A 21,514-nucleotide genomic window follows, 5' to 3' on the forward strand; every position below is an offset into this window, starting at 1 on the left:
ATTGAAGGCATAGACGGAACACCGAATCAACGGTGCGCTTTCCACGGCACAAGCTTTTGTTCCAGCTGCCGCATTATCAAATCGAACAGACAAGCCACGATACCGATCAGCACGATACCCATGATCACGATATCGGTGCGCAAGAAGTTGGACGCATTCAACACTAGTTGCCCAACGCCTGCCGTCGCCGCCACCATTTCAGCGGCGACCAGCGTCGTCCAGCCAAAACCGATGGCAATCCGCAGGCCGGTCAGGATGTCGGGCAGCGCCGCCGGTAAAATCACATGCCGTAATAATTGCCAACGGGTAGCACCCATCGATAGCGCAGCATGTAACTGCTCGGTCAGGATTCCGCTGACGCCCGCCCGGGTTGCGACAGCGATGGGCGCAAAACAGGCAAGATAAATCAGCAAGATCTTCGCTGTCTCATCGATACCGAACCAAATCACTATCAAGGGAAGATACGCCAGAGGCGGCAGCGGCCGATAGAATTCGAGCAACGGATCAAAGATGCCGCGCACGATCCTGCTCGTGCCCATCAGCAGACCAAGCGGTACGGCGGTCATGGCCGCGAGCGCGAAAGCGCCAAATACGCGCATCAGGCTCCACGCCAAATGCTGGATCAGCGGCAGGCCGCCTTGCACATTGCCGTTCCATGCTTGTACCGCAGCATTCCATACAGCCGATGGCGATGGCAGGAAAAGCGGCGCAACCCACCCCTGCGCGGTAATGCTCCACCAAGCCAGAAAAAGAATGACGATTGTTGAGATCGTAATACCCAGTGTTTTGCCGCTGCCAGGACGTGGATGGACCTTGGCAGCCGGTAGCAGCGTTGTTGCGGCAGGAAGCGACGATGGCGATGCGATGTCGCTCCAGACGGTATCTGGGACGACAGGTGACGACGAAGGATGAGTCATAGACAGTATCAGGAAGGGCGGTGCACAAGTTGCAGAAGGCGTTCGCGCCAAGCAATAAAATCCGGCGATGATTTGACGGCGCGGGCATCACCGGATGCCAGATATTCGCGTGAAAAAGGCAGATCGAATTGATGCTCAATACGCCCCGGACGAGGCGACATGACAATGACCCGAGAGCCCAGAAACAGCGCCTCTTCTACACTATGCGTGATGAAAAAGATGGTTTTGCCGGTACGTTGCCAGACATTCACCAGCAACTCTTGTATCGACTCGCGCGCCAATGCATCGAGCGCACCCATCGGTTCGTCCATCAGCAGCACGCGCGGATTATTTGCCAGCGCGCGGGCAATGCCGACGCGCTGCTGCATGCCGCCGGACAATTGATAGACCGGCGATTGTGCAAATTGCGCCAATCCGACCAGACTCAGTTTTTCGAGTGCGATCGCGATACGTTCGCTGCGCGGTACCCCGCGAAAACGCAATCCAAGCGCGACGTTGTCCACCACGTTTAGCCACGGCAGCAAGGCATGCTTCTGAAACACTACGCCCAGTTCCGGGCTGGGGCCTGTGATAGCCACGTCGTCGAGCAAGACCTCTCCCTGCGAAGCCTGCACGAAGCCAGCGAGGCAATTCAATAGCGTCGTCTTGCCGCAACCGGAAGGCCCGAGTGCGACAACGAATTCCCCCGGCGCAATCGACAACGCTATGTTGGATAAGGCTAGCGCCTCATCCTGTGCCGCCGAAGCAAAGCGCACCGACAGTCGACGTATATCGAGTCGGCCGCCTGTCTGTGCCGTGGCTTGAACTATCGTGCTGCGGCTTTGTGTACCCATGTCGCATTTACTCCTGTGCTGTAATCCGGCAAGACTGCCTGAATGGTGCCCTGACTTTTCAAAAAAGTAGCCGTAGCAGCCAGGGATTGGGCAGCGCCACCGCCCAGCCATTGCGTGGAAGCTTGCTGTTCCAACGTCGGAAACTCATACAACGCCAGACTTGCCGGAACATCTGCGGCTTCTGCACCCGACCATTTTGCGACGGCTTTTACCTGTGGCGAATCTGCTGTCCACGCGGCCTTATTGCGACGATAGTTGTCGTCCGTGGTAGCGAGCGTCTTCACGAGTTGGGTCAGGAAAGCATCGTTCTGACGTGCGAAAGCCTTGCTGACAACTATGCCGTCGAAGGTAGCTTTGCCGGTCTGTTTGGCGATCTGACCGGAAGTGATCAATACTTGGCCATTCTTCTTCACTTTTGCCAAAACCGGGTCCCAGATGAAGGTGGCGTCAATGTCGCCACGCTCCCATGCGGCAGCAATTTCCGGTGGGCGCATGTTTAGAATTTTGACGCTACGCGTATCGACCTTGGCATTCTCCAGCGCCAGCAACGTATGGAAGTGCGATGTCGAGACAAATGGCACCGCGATGCGCTTGTCTTTCAAATCCGCCAGGCTCTTGACGCCGCTGCCGTTACGCACCACCAGCGCTTCTGCGTCATTGATGTTGTCGAGTATCCAGAACAGTTCGATATCGAGGCCTTGCGACAAACCGGATGCAATCGGTGCAGAACCTGCTTCGCCGATCTGTACCGAACCGGAAGCCAGCGCCCGGATGACGTCGGCACCGCTAGCCAATTTGCGGAATGTCACCTTGTAGCCGGTCTTTTGCGCCAGATTTTGCGCGTCCTGAGCGTAACGCCAAGGCACAACCATGTCCTGATAAGCAATGACGACTTCCTTGCTTTGAGCAATGGCGTTTCCCGTCAAAATGGCCGATGCGGCCAGTACCAGGACGTGTAGAGTTTTTTTCATATTATTGACGACCAAGTGGATAGTCGTTCGAGTATAAAAGTCCGTTTTGCGTAGCAACACGAATCTTTCCAGCTATACATATACGATGATTGAGCGAACAAGAAGCGCCGCACCATGAAAAAACGCGGTCATGTATCTAGTACATGACCGCGTTGAAAAAGCCGCTATCGTTTTGCGTGCTTCAGCCGGTTCGTCGTTGCGACGAGAGCCTTCTGATGACCGTTACAAGACGGTCGATTTCATCGAAGGTATTGTAGAACGCCAGAGAAGGCCGGACTGTCGTTTCAACGCCGAAACGGCGCAGAATCGGTTGAGCGCAATGATGCCCGGTTCGGACCGCGATACCTTCTTCATTGAGCGCGTGGCCCACTTCTTCAGTGCTGTAACCGGCCAGAACGAACGACATGACGCTGGCTTTGTCTTTTGCCGTGCCGATCAGACGTACGCCCTTGATCTCGCTTAGTTGCTGCATGCCGTAGACCAACAGATCGTGCTCGTAACGGGCGATGTTTTCGATGCCAATCTTGTTGATATAGTCAATGGCAGCGCCCAAGCCGACCGCATCCGCAATGTTGCCAGTTCCCGCTTCAAACTTGTTGGGAATAGGTTGAAATACGGTCTTTTCGAACGTCACGTCGGCGATCATGTTGCCGCCGCCTTGCCACGGCGGCATGTCTTCCAAAACTGCGCGCTTGCCCCAGACCACACCGATGCCGGTGGGGCCAAACAGTTTGTGGCCCGAGAATACAAAAAAGTCGGCGTCCAGAGCTTGTACGTCCACGCGCATGTGCGACACCGATTGCGCGCCATCGACCAGCACTTTGGCACCGACACGATGGGCCAATTCAATGATTTGCTTTACTGGCGACACCGTGCCGAGGGCATTGGAAACCTGTGTAACGGCGACAATTTTGGTACGGTCGTTGAGCAGTTTGCGATACTCGTCGAGCAGGACCTGACCAGAATCATCTACCGGAATCACCCTCAACTTTGCCCCTTTAGCGGCGGCCAGTTGCTGCCAAGGAACGATATTAGCGTGATGTTCAAGATGCGAAACGATAATTTCATCACCTTCGCCAACATGTTGTGCACCCCAGCTTTTGGCGACCAGATTGATGGCTTCAGTGGTGCCACGCACGAAAATGACCTCATTGACATCCGGCGCATTCAGGAAGCGTCGGACCCGCTCACGCGCACCCTCGTAAGCATCGGTCGCCCGACCCGCCAATTCATGCGCGGCCCGGTGGATGTTTGAATTCTCGTGTGCGTAAAAAGAACTGATGCGGTCAATGACAGACTGCGGCTTATGCGTGGTTGCAGCATTGTCGAACCATACCAATTGACGGCCATTGACGCGTTCCTGAAGAATCGGAAAATCGCGTCGCACCGCGTTGACATCGAACGGCGGATGACGGTCGCTGCCAGCCAATGGCACAGTTGCGTGCGGCGCTGGTTTGGCGGGCGTGACATACCCGCTAGGCAGTACCACAGCATCGACGAAATAATATTGCGGCGCAGAGGATGGCGATGGCGACGATGGCGCTGCGGCACCGGGAAGCCCGGTAACCGGAGGGGCGGTCAGGCTGCGATTTTCCGGAATCGGTGACGTGAATAAATGCGCATCCTGCTGTGGCAATTCGGTTGCAGGTACAGCGGCAGTTCCGGGCTGGCCGTAAGAATCGCTGAGAAAGTAATACGGCGATGCACCGGCTTGCGGCCGTCCTGCATCCAGCGATTCGGATACGCCCAGCAACGTGCCGCCACTGCGCGGTTCGTATGCCGGGATTGCACTCAGCGCTTTGTCAGGAACACCGTTGCCAGCCTGCGCGACAGGTGCCAGCGCTGGTACGCGATTACCCAACGACAGAACTTGCGTAGGCGAACCCGGTATCAGGTTGCTGCCGGGAATCTGTCCTTGTGGAATCGGCGTGCCGGGCACGCCAGGCCCGAAACCAGCCGGACTGGCCAGCGGCGAACCGGGCGGGGCAATATTCCCCGGCGCCTGGACGCCGTGCGGCGAGAACGGTGGCGCAGCGAACATCTCTGTCGCCAAACGCGCCAGCACCGCCGGATCGAACGGCGCGCCTGACGACTCTGGTGCCGGGAGGGAAGTGGAGGGCGATAGTGGGCTCACGTCGCGGCCTATTTATAGGTGTCAGGATAGTCGTGGTACTTGCCGATTTCGACATCGTCGAGCACTGCCAGCGCATCGGTTGTCAGCACCGCAAGCGAGCAATACAGCGAGATCAAATAAGACGAAATTGCGTGATTGTTAATGCCCATGAAACGCACCGACAATCCGGGACTTTGCTCACCCGGCAGACCAGGTTGGAACAAGCCGACGACGCCTTGACGTTTATCGCCTACACGCAGCAGCAGGATTTTGCTCTTGCCATCGGCTACCGGCACTTTGTCCGAAGGAATCAACGGAATACCGCGCCAGGTAATGAATTGCGAACCGAACAGGCTGATGGTCGGAGGCGGCGTACCACGACGCGTCGCTTCACGACCGAAGGCTGCAATCGCCAGCGGATGGGTAAGGAAAAAAGCAGGTTCTTTCCACACTTTGGTCAACAATTCATCAAGATCATCCGGTGTCGGCGCACCAGTCAACGGGAAAATGCGCTGTTCGTCCGTCACTTGCGCCAGCAGGCCGTAGTCGGGATTGTTGATCAGCTCACTTTCCTGATTCTCTTTGATGGTCTCGATAGTCAGGCGCAGTTGTTCCTTGATCTGGTCATGCGGGCTGCTATACAGATCGGAAACGCGGGTGTGGACGTCCAAGATGGTAGAGACGGCGTTGAGGAAAAACTCACGCGGATGATCTTCGTAATCGACGAAAGTGCGCGGTAGTTGATTTTCTTCTTCGCGTGCGGTGCAAGTGACCTTGATCGACTCAGGATTCTTAACCTTGTTAAGCCGATAGATACCAGCTTCGACCGGCACCCATTGCAACAGATGCGTCAGCCAACGAGGGCTGATCGTTTCCAGTTGAGGGACGGTTTTGGTAGCGTTTGCTAGCTGTCTTGCTGCGTTATCGCCAAGCGTAGTGGTACTGCCAACTGTTGCCGACATCGTAACTCCAATTCAAGTGTGTTTAAAAAAAGACCTGCAAAGTGTGGCGTTTCAGTGGTTCTGTCTCAACATGCTATCGCCATCAACTTAATCCCCCGCACAAGATTCATCTGGCTGATGGCTTCACCACGTGTCACCAGCGCGGACGGTGTAAGCTGCAACGCCGATGCCAGTTTCTCGATGGTAACCAGCGACGCGACAACACTACCGCGCTCTATCTCGCCGATGTAAGAGCGATTCAGATTCGAGTTCTCGGCCAAGCGCTCTTGCGACCAACGTTGCGCCTCGCGCAACTGCCGCACACCGATTCCGAAACTCTGTACCAGCGCGTTGGAAACGCTGTCGCCAGCTTCCGGCAGGTCAGGATTTTGCGCCGTCTCGGCCGGCCTTCTGGAATATCTCGATACGCTCATTTCAGAGGCTCCCCGTCGCGCTATTCATGTGGCACCAATACCGTTGGCAAAGACGCCCTCACGCGATTCAGCCTGCGCAATGCGCCCACCCGGCGGTACATCATGCGTTAGCCAGACATTGCCGCCGATGACTGCGCCTTTGCCGAGCGTGATGCGACCGAGGATGGTTGCACCGGCGTAGATCACGACATCGTCTTCCACTACCGGATGACGTGGCAGGCCTTTTTGTAGATTCCCCTCAGCATCGGTCGGAAAGCGCTTGGCACCGAGCGTGACAGCCTGATAAACGCGCACGCGTTCGCCGATGATTGCTGTCTCGCCAATGACGACCCCGGTGCCATGATCAATGAAAAAACCGGCACCTATTTTTGCGCCGGGATGAATATCGATTCCCGTCGCGCCGTGTGCAAGCTCGGCCACAATCCGGGCCAGCAGCGGCAGACCTAAAGCGTATAACTGATGTCCCAGCCGATAGTGAATCATTGCCAGCACGCCGGGATAGCACAGCAAGACCTCATCAACGCTGCGCGCCGCCGGGTCGCCTTGATAGGCGGCCAGCACATCGCTGTCGAGCAAATTGCGTATTTTTGGCAGCGCCGTGGCAAAGGCTCTGGTCGCGGTCAGCGCATCATCGTCGACATTTCTATCTGCCGCGCCAGTCAATCCGGCGTTGTATTTCAACTCCAGCCGAACTTGTTTTAGCAATGAATGCAAGGCCGCATCAAGCGCATGCGCGACATGAAAATTTTCACTTTCCTGACGCAGATCCGGAGGACCAAGACGCATCGGAAAGAGTACGCCCTTCAAACTATCGAGAATGCTGGCGAGCGCATCCCGCGACGGAAATTCTCTACCGCCGGGTTCACTGGCACGGCGTTGCGCCAGACGCCAGCTATGACGAGCCTCATGCAGAGATTGCACAATGTTGTTGATATCGAAAGTGGCCACACGATTCCTCTAAGGAAAAACGCTATTACTGATCGGACTTAGCACTTGCTATGACGACGCCAAGCGCTGCTATTGCTCAGTCCTGAACCCAAGGCAGGTCATGAAATCGCCAGCCGTCTGACTTGCCACGCTGTTGCTGCGCGTCGATTTCCCCTTCAAAGCCTTCCAGCACATTAAAAATACCGGTAAGGCCAGCCTTAGTTGCCGCTTCGGCCGCCAGCGCAGAACGTTTGCCACTACGACATAACAGCAGCGCGACGGTATTCTTGCCGCCAATCTTGCTTTCCAATTCACGGACAAAGCGCGGATTTCGCGTCAACGCAGTACCTGTTGCCCAAGGCACATGAAGACTTCCCGGAATGTGGCCGACAAACTTACGTTCTTCGTTGGACCGAACATCCACCAACAACACACGATGCGCAGAGACAAGATTCCAGGCGACGACCGGTGTAACGCCACCGGCAAAGGGCAATCCAGACGATTCGGCATGCGCTTTGATCGATGCCAGTTGCGGGGGCAATGCAAATACAGGTGCAAGTGCAGGTGTGTCAACTACTGACATAATGAGACCTCAATGATTGTTCGAATGATACGGAATTGCGGGCATTCTGATGGCGATAGACCACAGCAATCTCTTGACATAAATGTACGGTCCGGCAAACTGAAATCAAACGAATAAAAACGCGCTCCCAAAGACGAAAAACAAATAAAGGATTTTCGATCCAGGTGACTGTTGTATTGGAAATAGCCGTGCGGTTATATTGATATCGATTAAACGTCGTTAGCGCAGCGATGGACTGTCTATATACTTTTTAAACGTTATCTTTCCCGTTGCATCCACTTTCTTCCGGCCCATCCGCCGCCCTTACGACATGGTCTCTCGACGTCAACTAAAGCTGGGTGCCTTCATGCGCCCCATCAGCATTCATACCGGCGCGTGGCGTTATCCCGGTGCATTTCCCGACGCCAATTTCAATCTGGCGCATCTCAAGCGCTTCATCCAAAAGCTGGAGAGTGGGCGCTTCGATGCATTCTTCATGGCAGATCATCTTGCTGTGCTGAACATGCCGATCGAGGCGCTCAAGCGCAGCCACACCGTGACGTCCTTCGAACCATTCACGCTCTTGTCCGCATTAAGTCAGGTCACCGAACATATCGGGCTAATCGCCACGGCATCGACAAGTTTCGATGAACCATTCCACGTCGCGCGGCGGTTTGCGTCGCTGGATCATCTGAGCGCCGGTCGTGCAGGCTGGAATATTGTGACGACCTCCAATCCAGAGGCTGCGCTGAATTTCGGCTTGGAAGAACACTTGCAGCACGACGCCCGTTATGCTCGGGCGCGTGAGTTTTACGACGTCGTGACCGGTCTTTGGGACAGCTGGCATGACGATGCCTTTGTGCGTAACGCGGAAACCGGCGTATTTTTTGAACCGGAAAGATTGCACGTCCTCAATCATCGCGGACCGCATCTATCGGTAAAAGGGCCGTTGAATATTGCCCGTCCGGTTCAGGGCTGGCCGGTAGTTGTCCAGGCTGGCGCATCGGATTCCGGACGCCAACTTGCTGCGGAAACGGCCGAAGTCGTGTTCACCGCACAGTCATCTCTGGCAGACGGTCAACGCTTTTATGCCGATGTAAAAGGGCGCATGGAGCGCATCGGCAGAGACCCCGAACATCTCAAGATATTACCGGGCGCGCTGGTCGTGGTCGGCGACACATTAGAGCAGGCAAAGGCGATTAGGGCACGTCTGGATAGTCTGGTGCACTACGAAAGCGCGATTGCCTCGCTGTCGATTGCACTGGGGCACGATGCATCGAAATTCGATCCGGATCGCCCCTTGCCAGAAATTCCGCCCTCGAATGCCAGCAAAAGTGCACGCGAACGCGTGATCGCACTGGCGCATAAAGATAATCTGACGGTGCGGCAATTGGCGCAGCGACTGGGCGGATATTCGGGGCTTGCCATTGTCGGTACGCCAGCGTCGATTGCGGATGAAATGCAAGAATGGCTGGAGACCGGAGGATCGGATGGTTTCAATATTATGTTCCCATGGCTACCGGGCGGCCTTGATGACTTTGTTGATAAGGTAGTGCCGGAACTGCAACGTCGAGGGATTTTTCGCCGTGAGTACGAAGGTAAAACCTTACGAGAAAATCTTGGGTTGCCAAGACCGGTGAATAAATATTTTGCCGCTTCCTGATAGGCTCGCATGAGGAGAATTTCGGGCTTCACCACGACAGCCTGCATTCAGGCTCGCCCGATAACCGCTAGTCTTTCTGCAGACGCGATGGCGTCATCGGCAGACAGAAGTTCTTGCAAATAGAGCCACGGATAGATGCCGCGATCATGGCCATCGTTGAAGATCAATTGCATGCCATATTGACCGACCAGACGCACTTCCGTCAGCCGAATATCTTCGGCTACGGTCAATTCGGCCTTTGAATGCAGCCGTAAGGCCTTGCAATCAGCACACCGGCAACAACTGCGCAGGAAAAGATGCGACAGAATTTGCTGAACGCCATCGTCCCAATCGATACTGAGTTGGGCGCTGATGGTTTGATTACTGATGTTGAGCGGATGTGGCATGAGATGTCTGTGCTCAAGCGCCAGCGCGAATCTGTTCCAACGCCAATCGCACCGCCTTGCGGACTTCGGGATCAGGGTCTTGTTCTGCTATCAGCAGCGCGGGAAGTGCGGCGGCATCGCCAATCTCGCCCAGTGACAAGGCAGCTTCTTTACGCAGATTGCTGATCTGGTGTTGCAAGGTCTGAAGCAACGGCGTCACTGCAACCGCGCTGCGTAGTCGGCCAAGACTGCGTGTAGCGCGCAGGCGCACTTGCCAATACGCATCGTCCAATGTCGTAATCAGATCGGCGGTTGCGGCCTCCAGACGCAGTTTTCCCAATGTAGTAGCGGCTTCTTCGCGCACCTGCCAGGCCGCGTCACGTAATGCTGCGAGCAATGCTGGCAATACGCTATCGTCAGTGGCAAAACCTAGTGCGCCGGTGGCGGCGCGACGCACTTCCGGATCGATATCGCTGGCAGCCAGCTGCATGATAAGGCCGAGCGCGCGGACTTGCTTTAAATAACCCAGGACCGAAATCGCCTCACGTCGTACCGATGCATCGGCATGGGTCAAAGCGGCCAGCGCTGGCTCCAGACTCTCCGGCACGCGCAGCTCACGCAAGGCGCGCAAGATGGCTACACGTACGAACGGTCGCTCATCCAACGCTCGGGGCAAGAGCAGGATGGCCGATTCGGGATCCTTCAATTCGCTGAGTGCGTGGGCGGCGGCTTCGCGTACTTCCGTGTCTTCGTCGGTCAGCAGGTCGATCAGGGCGGCAACGCTGTCGTCATTTTCAAACGCTTCTAGCGCCCGGGCAGCCTCTAGCCGAACTTCGGCTGAAGGATCTTGCAGCGCCTCCACGAGCAGCGGTGCATGTTCGTCAGCAGCAACATCGATCAGATCGAGCACGGCAATGCGGCGAATCGCGGCGTCCGGATTTTGCAGGCGGTGACGAAAATCGTTGATTTCGTCATCGTACGAATGGCTTTTGATGCTGAGGGAATTGGCTGCGCTCACTGCATAGTCCTTAAATGGCAAATTGAATATCGGTCAGCTTCGGTGCGCCGAGCGGACTGAGGCGCTCCAGCGGCACGACTCTGGTTTCGGGATGGAGCAGGGCGAGGCAATGTCGCTTTAAGTCCGTGAACTGCGGCGATGTCACTAGTTCCGGTCCGCGTGGTCGAGGAAAGTCGATCTTGATCTCTTCGATGATGCGTCCGGGTCTGGGACTCATCACCAAAATACGGTCAGCCAAAAATAAGGCTTCATCAATATCGTGGGTAATGAACAAGATCGTGGTTTCGATCCGCGCCCAGACTGCCAGCAGCAGTTCCTGCATTTTTAGCCGCGTCTGTGCATCAAGCGCGCCGAATGGCTCATCCATTAGCATGACCCGAGGATGGTTGATCAGGACGCGTGCAATTTCGACGCGTTGCTGCATGCCGCCGGACAAATGCGCCGGATAGCTGTGCTCAAAGTCTTCTAGCCCGACCAGTTTCAACAGATCGCGAGCCCGCTGGTGACGTTCACGACGCGCGACGCCTTTCATTTTGAGGCCAAAGGCGACATTGTCGAGCACACGTTTCCATGGAAATAAGGTGTGGTGTTGAAACACCAGCCCGCGATCCGGATGCGGCCCATCCACGGCGATGCCATCCACGCGAACGCTGCCCGCGCTGGTTGCTAGATGTCCCGCCAGCGCACCCAGCAAAGTTGACTTACCGCATCCTGAAGGTCCGAGTACGCAGACGAATTCGCCGGGCGCAATGGAAATGGAAACGTCATGCAAGGCTTCGAATCGACGCTTTCCTTCGCCCAATTGAATATGCAAGCGGTCGATATCGACCTTGCCGAACTGTTCTGTCCCCATGGCGTTTACCTTTGCAACCGATACCAGGGCATCAGCAGGCTGCCCAGTTTTTTGATTAGGGCGCTGCTGCCCATGCCCATCACACCGATAAATAGCATGCCGACGATGATGTTCGCATAATTCTGGATCGTGTACGACGCCCAGGTGTAGTAGCCAATGCCGAATTGACCAGCGATCATCTCCGCCGTGACCAGACAAAACCAGGCCGTGCCCATACCGATTGACAGGCCGGTGACAATACTGGGCGCGGCAGCTGGCAGGATGACTTCGGCAAAGATGGCGCGCCGTCCGCTGCCCAGACTACGCGCTGAGGCGATCAGGCGTGGATCGACGCCTTCAACGCCATGAATCGTATTGAGCAGAATCGGAAACAGCGCGCCAATAAAGGTGATATAGATCATCGAGATTTCAGACGACGGGAACATCAAGATCGCTAACGGAATCCACGCAACCGCCGGAATCGGCCGCAGCAGCTCCAGCGGCGGCATCAACACATCCCCCACCCAGCGCAGGCGCCCGATGAGCATGCCCAGCACGATACCGGCCAGCGCAGCAACGATGAAACCGGCAAAGACGCGATACAGACTTGCGCTCAGATGCGACAGCAGCTTGGGCGATTGCAGCAACGCCCAAGCCGCCTGAATGACTTCTTGAGGCGAAGGTACGTTTTGAAACGTAATCAATCCCAGATTGAGGTGGTGAGTAGATGCCATTTGCCAAAGCAACAAACAAATCACGATGGAAGCCAGACGCAACCCATAGTGCAGCCATTGCAGCGAGACGATATCGAAGGAAAGCGGCGTCGGCAATCGTCGCTGCCGACTCTTTCTTGACGCCAATGCCTCGCCTTGCAGAACGCTGTCCTCGGACGCGTGAAATGAAGAACTCAGGGCCATGAACTGACTCCGTCGGATAGTTGGGTGGAGATAATTAAACTGAACCGACGGCTTTGGCAGCGCTGAAATCCAGTACCTTGCCGTTGTTCTTCTTAGCCCAAGCCTCTGCCGATGCTTTCAGCAGAAAGGCGCTGATGTCATTCTTGCTTTGCACGAACCAAGCGTCGGCCCCTAATAGTTTCAAGCCACTTTCGCGGTCATGAGCATAGACCGTGCGGATCTTCTTGCCGGATTTCTCTAGCTTGCGCGCCTCGGATAATGCGGTTTCCAGCGATGCGTAATGACGTACCAGTGGCTCGCCTTGTACCCAGATTTGGCCGACGCGTTTCGGATCGGTGATGGGCTTGCCGGTCAAGGCATCCTTGGCGATCAATGGTGACTTCGCATAGTTCTTCAGATGGGCATCGTAGTCGAGGCCAGATTGTTTAAAGGCCGTGCGGATGTAATCATCGACGATAAAGGTATTGGCATCCAGATCAGTCTCAGTGCGCTTCATAGCCTTGAGCGTGTCGATCGATGTTTTAACGGCCTGGCGGTATTCAGGCTTCCAGGTGAAATCACGTGTTTGCAGTCCCAGAGGGCCATGGAACAGATAACTGACTTCGGCCTCAATGCCGGTGACTTTTTCGATCAGCTCGCTATATTTCTCCGGCTCGGCGGTCATCAGGCGGTCTGCCTCGATGGCGGCGCGCAGGTAAGCGACGACGATTTCCGGATACTTCTTGGCATAGTCGCTATCAACCAAACTGCCGTGCAGGGTAGGGGCGTTGGCTTGCGAACCATCGAAAATCTTGCGTGCATAGCCGCGATGCGGGAATAACTCCGCGAACGGCACGAAGTCGGCATGCGCATCGATCTTATTACTTTGCAACGCGGAACCGGCGACTTCTGGGGCTTGGGTAATGATGTTGACATCTTTCTCCGGGTCCCAGCCCTGTTCCTTGACGGCACGCAACAGCATACCGTGGGCAGTGGAAGCGAAAGGCACCGAAATTGTCTTGCCCTTCAACTCGGCAAGCGATTGCACGCTGGATGCTTTCGGCACCACGATGCCATTACCGCTGCCGGTCGTACTGCCTGATAGCACAGCGATGAAAAGGCTACGCTTACCAGCTTTCTGGAAAGCCGCGCCATTGAAAGAACCGGGGAAATCAGCCATTGAGCCGATATCCAGCTTGCCAGCGACCATTTCGTTAGTCAGCGGCGCACCGGAAGTGAAATTTTTCCACTGAATATCGTATTGCGCATCTTTGTATTTGCCGTCATGCGGCAGATACTTTTCCAGCAGTTTCAACTCACGGATCATCAGACCGCCGGTGGCGCAATTGATGGTGGTGTCTTGCGTGCCGATGGCGATACGAATCGTTTCCGCACTAGCGGAGCCGACCATGAAAGCGAGCGAAATGCCGAACAACGCTGTAAAGATATTTTGACGAAAATGCATAGTTACTTCTCCGATGAAAAGGTCTGTCAAGCTTGTGTGTCTGTCAGCGCTGTCAGCGCAATAAGTAAGGTATGTCTACGTGGACTGCGCCGGTTGGACAGTCCGTCTCGCAGGGCATGCAATACCAGCATTCATCGAACTTCATGAAAGCCTTGCCTTTGGAGAGGTCGATAGCCAGGACATCGAGTGGGCAGACATCGACGCAGACGGTGCAGCCTTTCTCGGCGATGCATTTATCTTCGTCGATCGTCACGGGAACGCTGGTGATGTTAAAAGCGGTTGGCATGGGTGGTCCTCACTCTGTTTCAGGCGGTAGCAGGTTCGGCCTGCTTGGTATGGTCGGCGGTGCTTCCTGCGTCGGTATCTTTCTTGATGCGCAGATGCTGGTAAGCCGATTTTTCTTTGTCGTCGAGGGCAAGGATGTAAGGCTCTAAAGGGCGCTTAAAGCAGGTCATTTTGTCTTGCTCTTTTTTCACTTGCACATGCACCAGCCATTCGGCATCGTTACGTTCAGGATAGTCGACGCGGTTGTGATAAAGACCCCAACGGCTTTCCGTCCGGTACAACGAAGCACGCGCTGCCATTTCGGCACAATCGCGGATGGCGTGCACTTCTAGCGCACGCATCAGTTCATGCGGATTGCGCGCCTGCAAGCGGTCGAGGTCTTCGCGGATCGCTTCGAAACGCGACAAGCCGATTTCCATCTTGCGTGTGACCTTGGGCGGTTGCAGATAGTCGTTGACCATGCGGCGCAGTTTGTATTCCACCTGATTCGGCGGCAGGCCGTCAGTGCGGCTAAGCGGTGCCCACACCCGTGCGCGTTCGGTCTCGATCTGCTGCTGACTGACATCCGCCAAGGGCTTTTCGGCGCAGTAACGTGCCGCACTTTCGCCCGCCAACTTGCCATAGACAAACGCGCCCAGCATGTAGTTATGCGGCACGCAAGCCAGATCGCCAGCGGCATACAGGCCGGGTACGGTAGTTTCAGCATGTTCGTTGACCCACACGCCGGAAGCGGAGTGGCCGCTGCAAAGGCCGATCTCGGAGATATGCATCTCTACCATTTGCTCGCGATAATCGGTGCCGCGTCCTTCGTGGAAACGGCCTCGGCTGGGACGTTCGTTGGTGTGCAGGATGGTCTCGATAGTGCTGATGGTTTCTTCAGCAAGATGGTTGAGTTTGAGAAATACCGGTCCGTTACCGCCTTGCAGTTCGTTGTAGAACTCCTGCATCATCTGGCCGCTCCAGTAATCGCATTCGATGAAGCGTTCGCCGTGGCTGTTAGTGGTGAATCCACCGAATGGTCCGGTGACATAAGCGCAAGCTGGGCCGTTGTAATCCTTGATCAGCGGATTGATCTGAAAACATTCAATACCCGACAGCTCGGCACCGGCGTGATAAGCCATGCTATAGCCATCGCCAGCATTGGTCGGATTTTCATACGTGCCGAACAGGTAACCAGAAGCTGGCAGACCCAGACGACCGGCGGCACCGGTTGACAGCACAACGGTCTTGGCGCGGATCACGTGAAAGTCGCCGGTGCGGCAATCGAACGCCATGGCCCCGGCAATGCTGCCGTCTTCGGCTGTTAGCAGACGTGTCGCCACCAGGCGGTTGGTGATCTCAACGCGTGCACGTTTCAGACGACGATACAGCACCTTTTTGATGTCGTGGCCTTCCGGCATCGGCAGCACATAAGTACCCATGTGGTGTACCTTGCGCATGGCGTAATCGCCGGTTTCGTCCTTCTCGAACTTGACGCCCCAGCGATCCAGCTCTTCGATCATCGGAAAGCTGTTTTGGGCGTAAGCCATCACCGTTTTCTGGTTGACGATACCATCGTTGGCAGTGGTGATTTCTTTGACGTATTGCTCTGGTGTGGCGAAGCCGGGCACGATGGCGTTATTCAGGCCGTCCATGCCCATCGAGATAGCGCCGCTGCGCTTGACGTGGGCTTTTTCCAGCAACAGTACGCGTAGGGCCGGATTGGCTTCCTTGGCTTTGGCTGCCGCCATGGGTCCGGCAGTGCCGCCGCCGATAACCAGTACGTCTACGGTTTGGATATGCGTTTCGATGATGTTCTCCTGTTGCTGGCGATATTGACGGTTAGCTGGCGTCGGTTGCTGCGGGCCGTCGCGCAATGCGCAAGTGGTATTGGAAGGTTTCGCTGCGGAAATACAGATATTCGAAATCTAGCGGTTTGCCGTCAGCGGTGTAAGTCAGACGTTCTATGCGCAATAATGCACTGCCTTCATTGACTTGCAAGGCTTCTGCTAAAGCGCGGTCGGCAATAATGGCGCCAATCTGCAGGTCTGCGTGACCGAGCGCGATGCCAAAATCGTTCTCAAAAATCAGAAAAATATCGCGGCTGGATAAGTCTTCGTTACGCAGCCGCTCGCCCAGTTCTTCAGGCAGATAGGTGATTTCCAGCGAGACCGGCTCACGATTGAGATGGCGCACGCGACGGATCTCCGCCACGATCGTGCCAGGCTCTACACCTAATTGTTGCGCAACGTCAGCAGTGGCGGGGAGGGAACGATGACCGACGACACGGTTATAGATTTCATAGCCCTTGCGCGTCATCGCTTCGGCAAAGCCTTCCAGCCGCGTCAGTTCCTGCGCAGCTTTTTTCTTAGCGATGAAGGTGCCTTTCCCCGGTATTTTAAAAATCATGCCTTCGCGCTGCAAGTCGCTCAGCGCCTGCCGTACAGTGATGCGGCTGACACCGAAAATGGCACCCATTTCGCTTTCCGACGGCAATTGCGCATGCGGACCATAAGTGCCATCAAAGATACGTTCGCGCAGCATGTCCTTGACCTGCACATACAACGGAACGGGGGACGGTTCGACCGCCTGTAAATCATGCATTGCATTGTCCTTTTTTACCTGTAATAACAGGTTATGACCGATGTGCAAATGGTAGAGAACTCAGTCTGCTCTGAGAACGAATATCTTCGTACATGCTTATAACGAAAACGTTTTTCGTCTCAGCTTAATGTGCTGACATGGATAGGCGGCACCGTGTTGAACCATTGCGGACGTGACGCCTCCAGCTGCGCTGCCAGTTGCAGCAGAAGCGGCTCTGTAAACCATTTTCCATAAAGCTGTACACCGACCGGAATGCCGTTGGCGTCCTTTCCAGCTGGCAAACTGATCGCTGGAATGCCCGCATCGCTGGCGGGAATAACGTAACGCCCAGCATCCAGCAGTTCATTGATATAGACATCGAAATCACGGTCGTTAGCCAGCGAGAATGGGCCGTTAGCCTTAGGGGCCGTTATAGCGAAAGCAGGTACCAGTAAAGCGTCGTATTTGCCGAAGAATTCGCCCAGATGCAGTGCGTGGGCATTGTTGCTGGCCTGATGCCGTAATACATCGTGCTTGTCATAGCGCTGCGCGTTTAGCCAAAACTTGCGTGCCATCGGTGTTAGCTGTTCGATGAGGTCTGGCGGAATACCATCCTCGTAGGGCAATCCCCACATTGCCGGACGCATGCCCAGCCAAAAGGTCCGGAAGGAAGGCCAGAATCGCAGCGTCGATGCCGAGGTCCTCGCCGGGCTGTTTGGTTCATTTTCCCTTAGGATTATCCAATTCCGGCACGCCGCTGTTGCGATCCGCATAGGCAGCCTGGAAGCTAGGGCGAAGCTGCCAGCGCTTCCAGTACGCGTCCAGATGTTCGAAGCGCTCGTCCAGTGGGGTGTTATTGACCGGAAACTTGGAAAAGGCGATCGCGGTTGCCAGCGTCATGTCCGAGAAGGTGGGCTCATCACCGCCAAGTATCCACTTGCGTCCGTCCGACAGATGTTGGTTGACCAAGGCTGCATGCGTCAGCGCCTCCTTGCGGCTATGTTCACCCCAGGCCTCATTCTTGGTGAGTTCGAGCTTGAATCCAAGTCCGGTATGCAGGACATGGAACGCCGTGACGATCCGGTAGAGGATATGCACCCAGATGCGGTTGTCCCACATGTTGTCGAGACCCTGTTCCAACGCGCTCTCGCCCATGATCTTGCGCCCAGGGTAAGCTTGGTCGAGATACCGGGCGATAGCGGCGGTCTCGGAAATAAAACTGCCGTCGGCCAATTGAAGGGTAGGAGTCTCGCCCCACGGATTCATCTTCAAATGCGGCCATTGCCGCTGCTCGCCGCCCGGCGACATATCGTAGATGCGCTCCTCGAACTGATCGGCAATACCTTTTTCGTGCATGAACAGGCGCAGGCGCTGCGGGTTAGGGAACGCCGAAGGCGAGGTGAAGAGGTGGAGTTTGGTTGCCATGATTATGGTTCCTTATAGTTAAAGCAGATAGTGTGGCGAGCTTCAGCGAAGCACCCCCGGTTAGCTTGCAATCGGTCTTTTGCACAAGCATTGATCGCAGTGTATTAGCTTGTTTGTCGCGGATAAATGGGGGTAGAATCATTTCATTTATTACATTTAGGAATAAATGATGGCGGTAGTTGATTCGATTCAGCTCGGAAGCATCGAGCAGTTTTGCAAAGCAGCAGAGTTGGGTAGTTTCACGGCGGCAGCCGAGTTCTTCGGCGTCACGCCCGCGGCCGTCAGCAGATCTGTCAGCAGGCTCGAACAGCGCCTGGGAGTGCGCCTGTTCTCCCGCACAACTCGAAGCGTTAAGGTCACAAACGAAGGGGCGCTTTTTTGGAAGGAGTGTCAGTTAGCTTTGGGCCAGATCGCCGAAGCCGAACGCGCTATCACCGGCGGGCAGACAGTTCCCAGTGGACTACTGCGTATCAGCGTAGGTGCAGCCTACGGAACGCATCGGTTGCTGCCCCTTATGCCCAAATTCACCGAGGCATACCCGCAGATCGAAATTGAGCTAAGCATCTCGGACCGGATCATCGATTTTGTTGACGAGGGATTTGATCTTGCAATACGAGTAGGTATTCAGCGCGACTCGCGGCTGGTTGCATACAAGCTCGAGGACGCGTTTTTGGGCGTCTTCGGTACGCCGGAATACCTGATGAAAAAGGGCACGCCACTTTCTCTCCATGACCTTGAGGTTCACGATTGCATTCAGTACGTGTCACCGAATACCGGGCGTCCGATGCTATGGTTGTTTAAGGGCGAGAAGGGGGAAGAGATCGATCATCCGGTTCAGAGCCGGATGCGAGTACTCAACGATGCGCTTGGTTGCGTCGCATGGGTCAATGCTGGGGGCGGCCTATACCAGACCTACAATTTCGCGGCCGCCGGTGCCGTGAAGCGTGGAGACCTTGTGGAAGTTCTTCACGATCATGCCGGGCGCTCCCGGCCGTTCTCTATTCTGTACCCGCAGAACCGCCATCTATCTGCAAAGGTGCGCGCATTTATTGATTTCTTACGGTCCACCTTAAGTATTCATCCAGCTCAATAGTTGGAAATGGATACATGACCCGACACTGAGCGGACTATGTTTCATGACCACACAACCTAATCGTTCCACATAGTGGGTGCATGAATGTCCGTAGCGAAAGTACAATTCTTTTTTAGGGATGTTGTTCGATCCTGCTGGACTAAACGTGAGCTTCGAGCGCCAAGCAACACATTGTAAAACGGGCAGCATTGATTTGACATAATATAAATTATGCGAACTTGTATAGCTACCCTTTTAGCACTGAATTGCGGTTTCCAATGAACAATATAATGACCGCCCACTACACGCCGAGACCATGTATCTCGGCTTTATTTTTTCGTTTGTTCACATACAGGGGTTAATGTCAATGAGAAAGCGCCGTATCTCCACAAAAAATATACATTGTTTTGCATCAGCTTTTATTCATTCTCGTGAAATGGGAGGCTTTTCTGTTGCGCAAGCGGCAAAAATAATGGGACGGCACATCCGAACAATCACGGATTGGGAAGCCGGAAACACCTACTGCCCGAAATGGGCATTACGGTTAATTACGCTCGAGGGGCGTTATATGACAAAGCTATACGACCTCGATCGCGGACGAACACACGTTGGCTATTGCGTTAGGCGCGGCTATCCTCTCCCATGCAACGACGAGCAATACGCATCCGTCAAAGTGATGAGGCCATCTTTTAAACGCGCTATAGTCGACCAACCCGCGAAACCAAATGAGCGGATTCTACCTAAACGCGGCTGGTTCGCCGTGCGCGGCCAGCGCAGATACTAACGACCACTGCGACCGCCACGGTCTCTATCAAGCCTTTCAAGCGCCCGCTTAACCGCCTCAGCATGGTTAATACCGGGCGCTTTCATTTTTTCGAACTCAATCAACCGATCTGCCTTGTTACGGTCGCCAAAGCATGCGGCAGTGAGTTTGCGAGTATCAGCAAGATAGTCCGTTCTGGGCTTAGCTTTTGGAATAACCATCTTTTCTTCCTGAGCAGACCTTACAGATCGAATTTTTGGTATCACCACCCTTTCGCGATTTACAGGCCGCGCCTTCTTAATTGCGTTAGATGCATTCTTGCGAATTAAAGTACGGCCAAGTAGCCAGCTCAGAAACCCCAAGATACCGAGCCATTGATACCAGGTAATTTGTTCCATCCCTACCCCCATTTAATTTTTATGAATTGTATCGTTAACAACTTTCTTCGGGGCATTGGTCCAGATTACTTTCCGAATATACCCCCATTCGAAAACCAATCTAGCCCGAGGACCGCCAAGGTCAAAAGCGACTTTAGAAGGGAGGGATTATGCGGAGAGACCACCGGGAATGAGCGGCATCGTGCGATGGACCGCCTAAAACTTGCCCTGCGGACGGCTGGGAGCCGATAACCACCGAGGCCCTGTTGAGAAATGTAATCGCTTTTCTCGCCGTGACCCGCAAGATTTTACCCCGATGGGGCCGTCTCGAATCAGTAACGGACTAGTGACAAGCGCGGCCAGCAGCATCGAGCAAAGCTTGTATGTGATTTTCAAGAAATAAAATCACATACATGAGTATTCGTGACGCGTCACGTCAATTAATCACGCAGACCAATTGAGATCACCATCTATTTTTTGTGACGCGTCACGAGATTTAGATGAAGACGCCTTTTTCGTGACGATTTTTCGTGACGGCTTCGCAGGTGTTTTTTGTGATGCATCACGTTTATTTAGTGCCTCAAGGCGTATGACCTCATCGTGAAGCATCAGAACATCGCCCATAAGTGAGTCTCTCAACCCATCCAGTACGGCACATTCACTTTCCAAGCGCAGGATATCCTTTTCCATTACTGAGATGCATGCAGATGCATTGGCAACAGCAGCAAACGCCTTGGTTCGCTCATCAATCACCAATGCATTCTCACGACGTAAGGCCGCAATCTCAGTGTCGCGTTGACGCAATTGTTCGCGCAACGCCTCAACATCGGCATGCAACGACGAAACAAGCGCCGTGCTATCCGTATCGCGAGTCCACGCACCAGATTTAACTACAGGAGGATTCAGTTTTTTATTGAGGCGATACAAACGCGCACGTTCAGCTTGGGACTTCGCACCCTCAAGACGCGGACGACCCCGAGAGCGTTTTTCGTCAGTCAACAGATCAAGCGTTTTGGTGTCGTTTGGTTGTTTCATATAGCCCCCGATGTATGACTATATTATATGTGACGCGTCACGTTTAATCAACATATTC

Annotated in this window: 22 protein-coding genes; 2 read left to right on the forward strand and 20 right to left on the reverse strand. The window is 54.7% G+C overall.

Annotated features, from left to right (window positions below):
* Positions 1-26: 26 nt before the first annotated feature.
* The 8 genes from C7W93_RS03550 to C7W93_RS03585 all read right to left on the reverse strand — a co-directional run bounded on the left by C7W93_RS03550 (position 27) and on the right by C7W93_RS03585 (position 7,719).
* Positions 27-917 carry an ABC transporter permease subunit gene (locus tag C7W93_RS03550; protein ID WP_108438783.1) on the reverse strand — a complete coding sequence of 297 codons (891 nt, stop codon included), beginning with the start codon at positions 915-917 and terminating at the stop codon, positions 27-29.
* Positions 918-925: 8 nt separating this feature from the next.
* The gene (locus tag C7W93_RS03555) at positions 926-1,750 is read right to left on the reverse strand and encodes a taurine ABC transporter ATP-binding protein (RefSeq protein WP_108438784.1); all 825 of its coding nucleotides are present in this window, start codon (positions 1,748-1,750) and stop codon (positions 926-928) included.
* Positions 1,723-2,721 carry a taurine ABC transporter substrate-binding protein gene (gene tauA / locus C7W93_RS03560; RefSeq protein ID WP_108440457.1) on the reverse strand — a complete coding sequence of 333 codons (999 nt, stop codon included), beginning with the start codon at positions 2,719-2,721 and terminating at the stop codon, positions 1,723-1,725. Before tauA ends, C7W93_RS03555 begins: the two co-directional genes overlap by 28 nt.
* Positions 2,722-2,902: 181 nt before the next feature.
* A complete protein-coding gene (locus tag C7W93_RS03565) occupies positions 2,903-4,762 on the reverse strand; it encodes a family 2A encapsulin nanocompartment cargo protein cysteine desulfurase (protein ID WP_370446440.1) in 1,860 nt (619 codons plus the stop codon).
* Positions 4,763-4,863: 101 nt separating this feature from the next.
* Positions 4,864-5,796: a family 2A encapsulin nanocompartment shell protein gene (locus tag C7W93_RS03570; protein WP_108438785.1), complete on the reverse strand. Its 933-nt coding sequence runs from the start codon at positions 5,794-5,796 to the stop codon at positions 4,864-4,866.
* Between the two features lie 65 nt (positions 5,797-5,861).
* Positions 5,862-6,155: a helix-turn-helix domain-containing protein gene (locus C7W93_RS03575; RefSeq protein WP_108440459.1), complete on the reverse strand. Its 294-nt coding sequence runs from the start codon at positions 6,153-6,155 to the stop codon at positions 5,862-5,864.
* A gap of 78 nt (positions 6,156-6,233) precedes the next feature.
* Entirely contained in the window at positions 6,234-7,157 is a 924-nt protein-coding gene (gene epsC, locus C7W93_RS03580; RefSeq protein ID WP_108438786.1) for a serine O-acetyltransferase EpsC, read from the reverse strand.
* Positions 7,158-7,233: 76 nt separating this feature from the next.
* Positions 7,234-7,719, reverse strand: a complete 486-nt coding sequence (locus tag C7W93_RS03585) for a rhodanese-like domain-containing protein (protein WP_108438787.1) — start codon at positions 7,717-7,719, stop codon at positions 7,234-7,236.
* A gap of 310 nt (positions 7,720-8,029) precedes the next feature.
* Between C7W93_RS03585 and C7W93_RS03590 the strand changes: the two genes are divergently transcribed.
* Positions 8,030-9,361, forward strand: a complete 1,332-nt coding sequence (locus tag C7W93_RS03590; RefSeq protein ID WP_108438788.1) for an LLM class flavin-dependent oxidoreductase — start codon at positions 8,030-8,032, stop codon at positions 9,359-9,361.
* Between the two features lie 47 nt (positions 9,362-9,408).
* Here C7W93_RS03590 and C7W93_RS03595 read toward each other — a convergent pair whose 3' ends face one another.
* The 10 genes from C7W93_RS03595 to C7W93_RS03640 form a co-directional block, all read right to left on the reverse strand.
* Complete coding sequence (locus C7W93_RS03595) at positions 9,409-9,747, reverse strand: gamma-butyrobetaine hydroxylase-like domain-containing protein (protein ID WP_108438789.1); 339 nt, start codon at positions 9,745-9,747, stop codon at positions 9,409-9,411.
* Between the two features lie 13 nt (positions 9,748-9,760).
* Positions 9,761-10,744, reverse strand: a complete 984-nt coding sequence (locus C7W93_RS03600; RefSeq protein ID WP_108438790.1) for a HEAT repeat domain-containing protein — start codon at positions 10,742-10,744, stop codon at positions 9,761-9,763.
* Between the two features lie 10 nt (positions 10,745-10,754).
* Positions 10,755-11,597, reverse strand: coding sequence for an ABC transporter ATP-binding protein (locus tag C7W93_RS03605; RefSeq protein WP_108438791.1), 843 nt, complete (start codon positions 11,595-11,597; stop codon positions 10,755-10,757).
* 5 nt (positions 11,598-11,602) lie between these two features.
* Positions 11,603-12,493, reverse strand: coding sequence for an ABC transporter permease (locus C7W93_RS03610; RefSeq protein WP_108438792.1), 891 nt, complete (start codon positions 12,491-12,493; stop codon positions 11,603-11,605).
* A gap of 34 nt (positions 12,494-12,527) precedes the next feature.
* Positions 12,528-13,937: an ABC transporter substrate-binding protein gene (locus C7W93_RS03615; RefSeq protein ID WP_108438793.1), complete on the reverse strand. Its 1,410-nt coding sequence runs from the start codon at positions 13,935-13,937 to the stop codon at positions 12,528-12,530.
* A gap of 52 nt (positions 13,938-13,989) precedes the next feature.
* Complete coding sequence (locus C7W93_RS03620; protein WP_108438794.1) at positions 13,990-14,223, reverse strand: ferredoxin family protein; 234 nt, start codon at positions 14,221-14,223, stop codon at positions 13,990-13,992.
* A gap of 19 nt (positions 14,224-14,242) precedes the next feature.
* Positions 14,243-15,952, reverse strand: a complete 1,710-nt coding sequence (locus C7W93_RS03625; protein ID WP_370446441.1) for a fumarate reductase/succinate dehydrogenase flavoprotein subunit — start codon at positions 15,950-15,952, stop codon at positions 14,243-14,245.
* A gap of 91 nt (positions 15,953-16,043) precedes the next feature.
* The gene (locus C7W93_RS03630; protein ID WP_108438795.1) at positions 16,044-16,805 is read right to left on the reverse strand and encodes a GntR family transcriptional regulator; all 762 of its coding nucleotides are present in this window, start codon (positions 16,803-16,805) and stop codon (positions 16,044-16,046) included.
* Between the two features lie 119 nt (positions 16,806-16,924).
* Positions 16,925-17,431 (reverse strand): amidase family protein, encoded by a 507-nt coding sequence (locus C7W93_RS03635; RefSeq protein WP_161539870.1) that lies wholly within the window; start codon positions 17,429-17,431, stop codon positions 16,925-16,927.
* Between the two features lie 73 nt (positions 17,432-17,504).
* Positions 17,505-18,209 carry a glutathione S-transferase family protein gene (locus C7W93_RS03640; protein ID WP_108438797.1) on the reverse strand — a complete coding sequence of 235 codons (705 nt, stop codon included), beginning with the start codon at positions 18,207-18,209 and terminating at the stop codon, positions 17,505-17,507.
* 166 nt (positions 18,210-18,375) lie between these two features.
* Between C7W93_RS03640 and C7W93_RS03645 the strand changes: the two genes are divergently transcribed.
* Positions 18,376-19,302 carry a LysR family transcriptional regulator gene (locus tag C7W93_RS03645; RefSeq protein WP_370446392.1) on the forward strand — a complete coding sequence of 309 codons (927 nt, stop codon included), beginning with the start codon at positions 18,376-18,378 and terminating at the stop codon, positions 19,300-19,302.
* 759 nt (positions 19,303-20,061) lie between these two features.
* Here the strand turns inward: C7W93_RS03645 and C7W93_RS03655 are convergent.
* Together C7W93_RS03655 and C7W93_RS03660 are read right to left on the reverse strand one after the other, a co-directional pair.
* Positions 20,062-20,442, reverse strand: a complete 381-nt coding sequence (locus tag C7W93_RS03655; RefSeq protein WP_146177511.1) for a hypothetical protein — start codon at positions 20,440-20,442, stop codon at positions 20,062-20,064.
* Positions 20,443-20,865: 423 nt separating this feature from the next.
* Positions 20,866-21,456: a hypothetical protein gene (locus C7W93_RS03660; protein ID WP_108438801.1), complete on the reverse strand. Its 591-nt coding sequence runs from the start codon at positions 21,454-21,456 to the stop codon at positions 20,866-20,868.
* Positions 21,457-21,514 lie beyond the last annotated feature (58 nt).

The sequence above is a fragment of the Glaciimonas sp. PCH181 genome, assembly GCF_003056055.1.
Lineage (GTDB): Bacteria > Pseudomonadota > Gammaproteobacteria > Burkholderiales > Burkholderiaceae_D > Glaciimonas.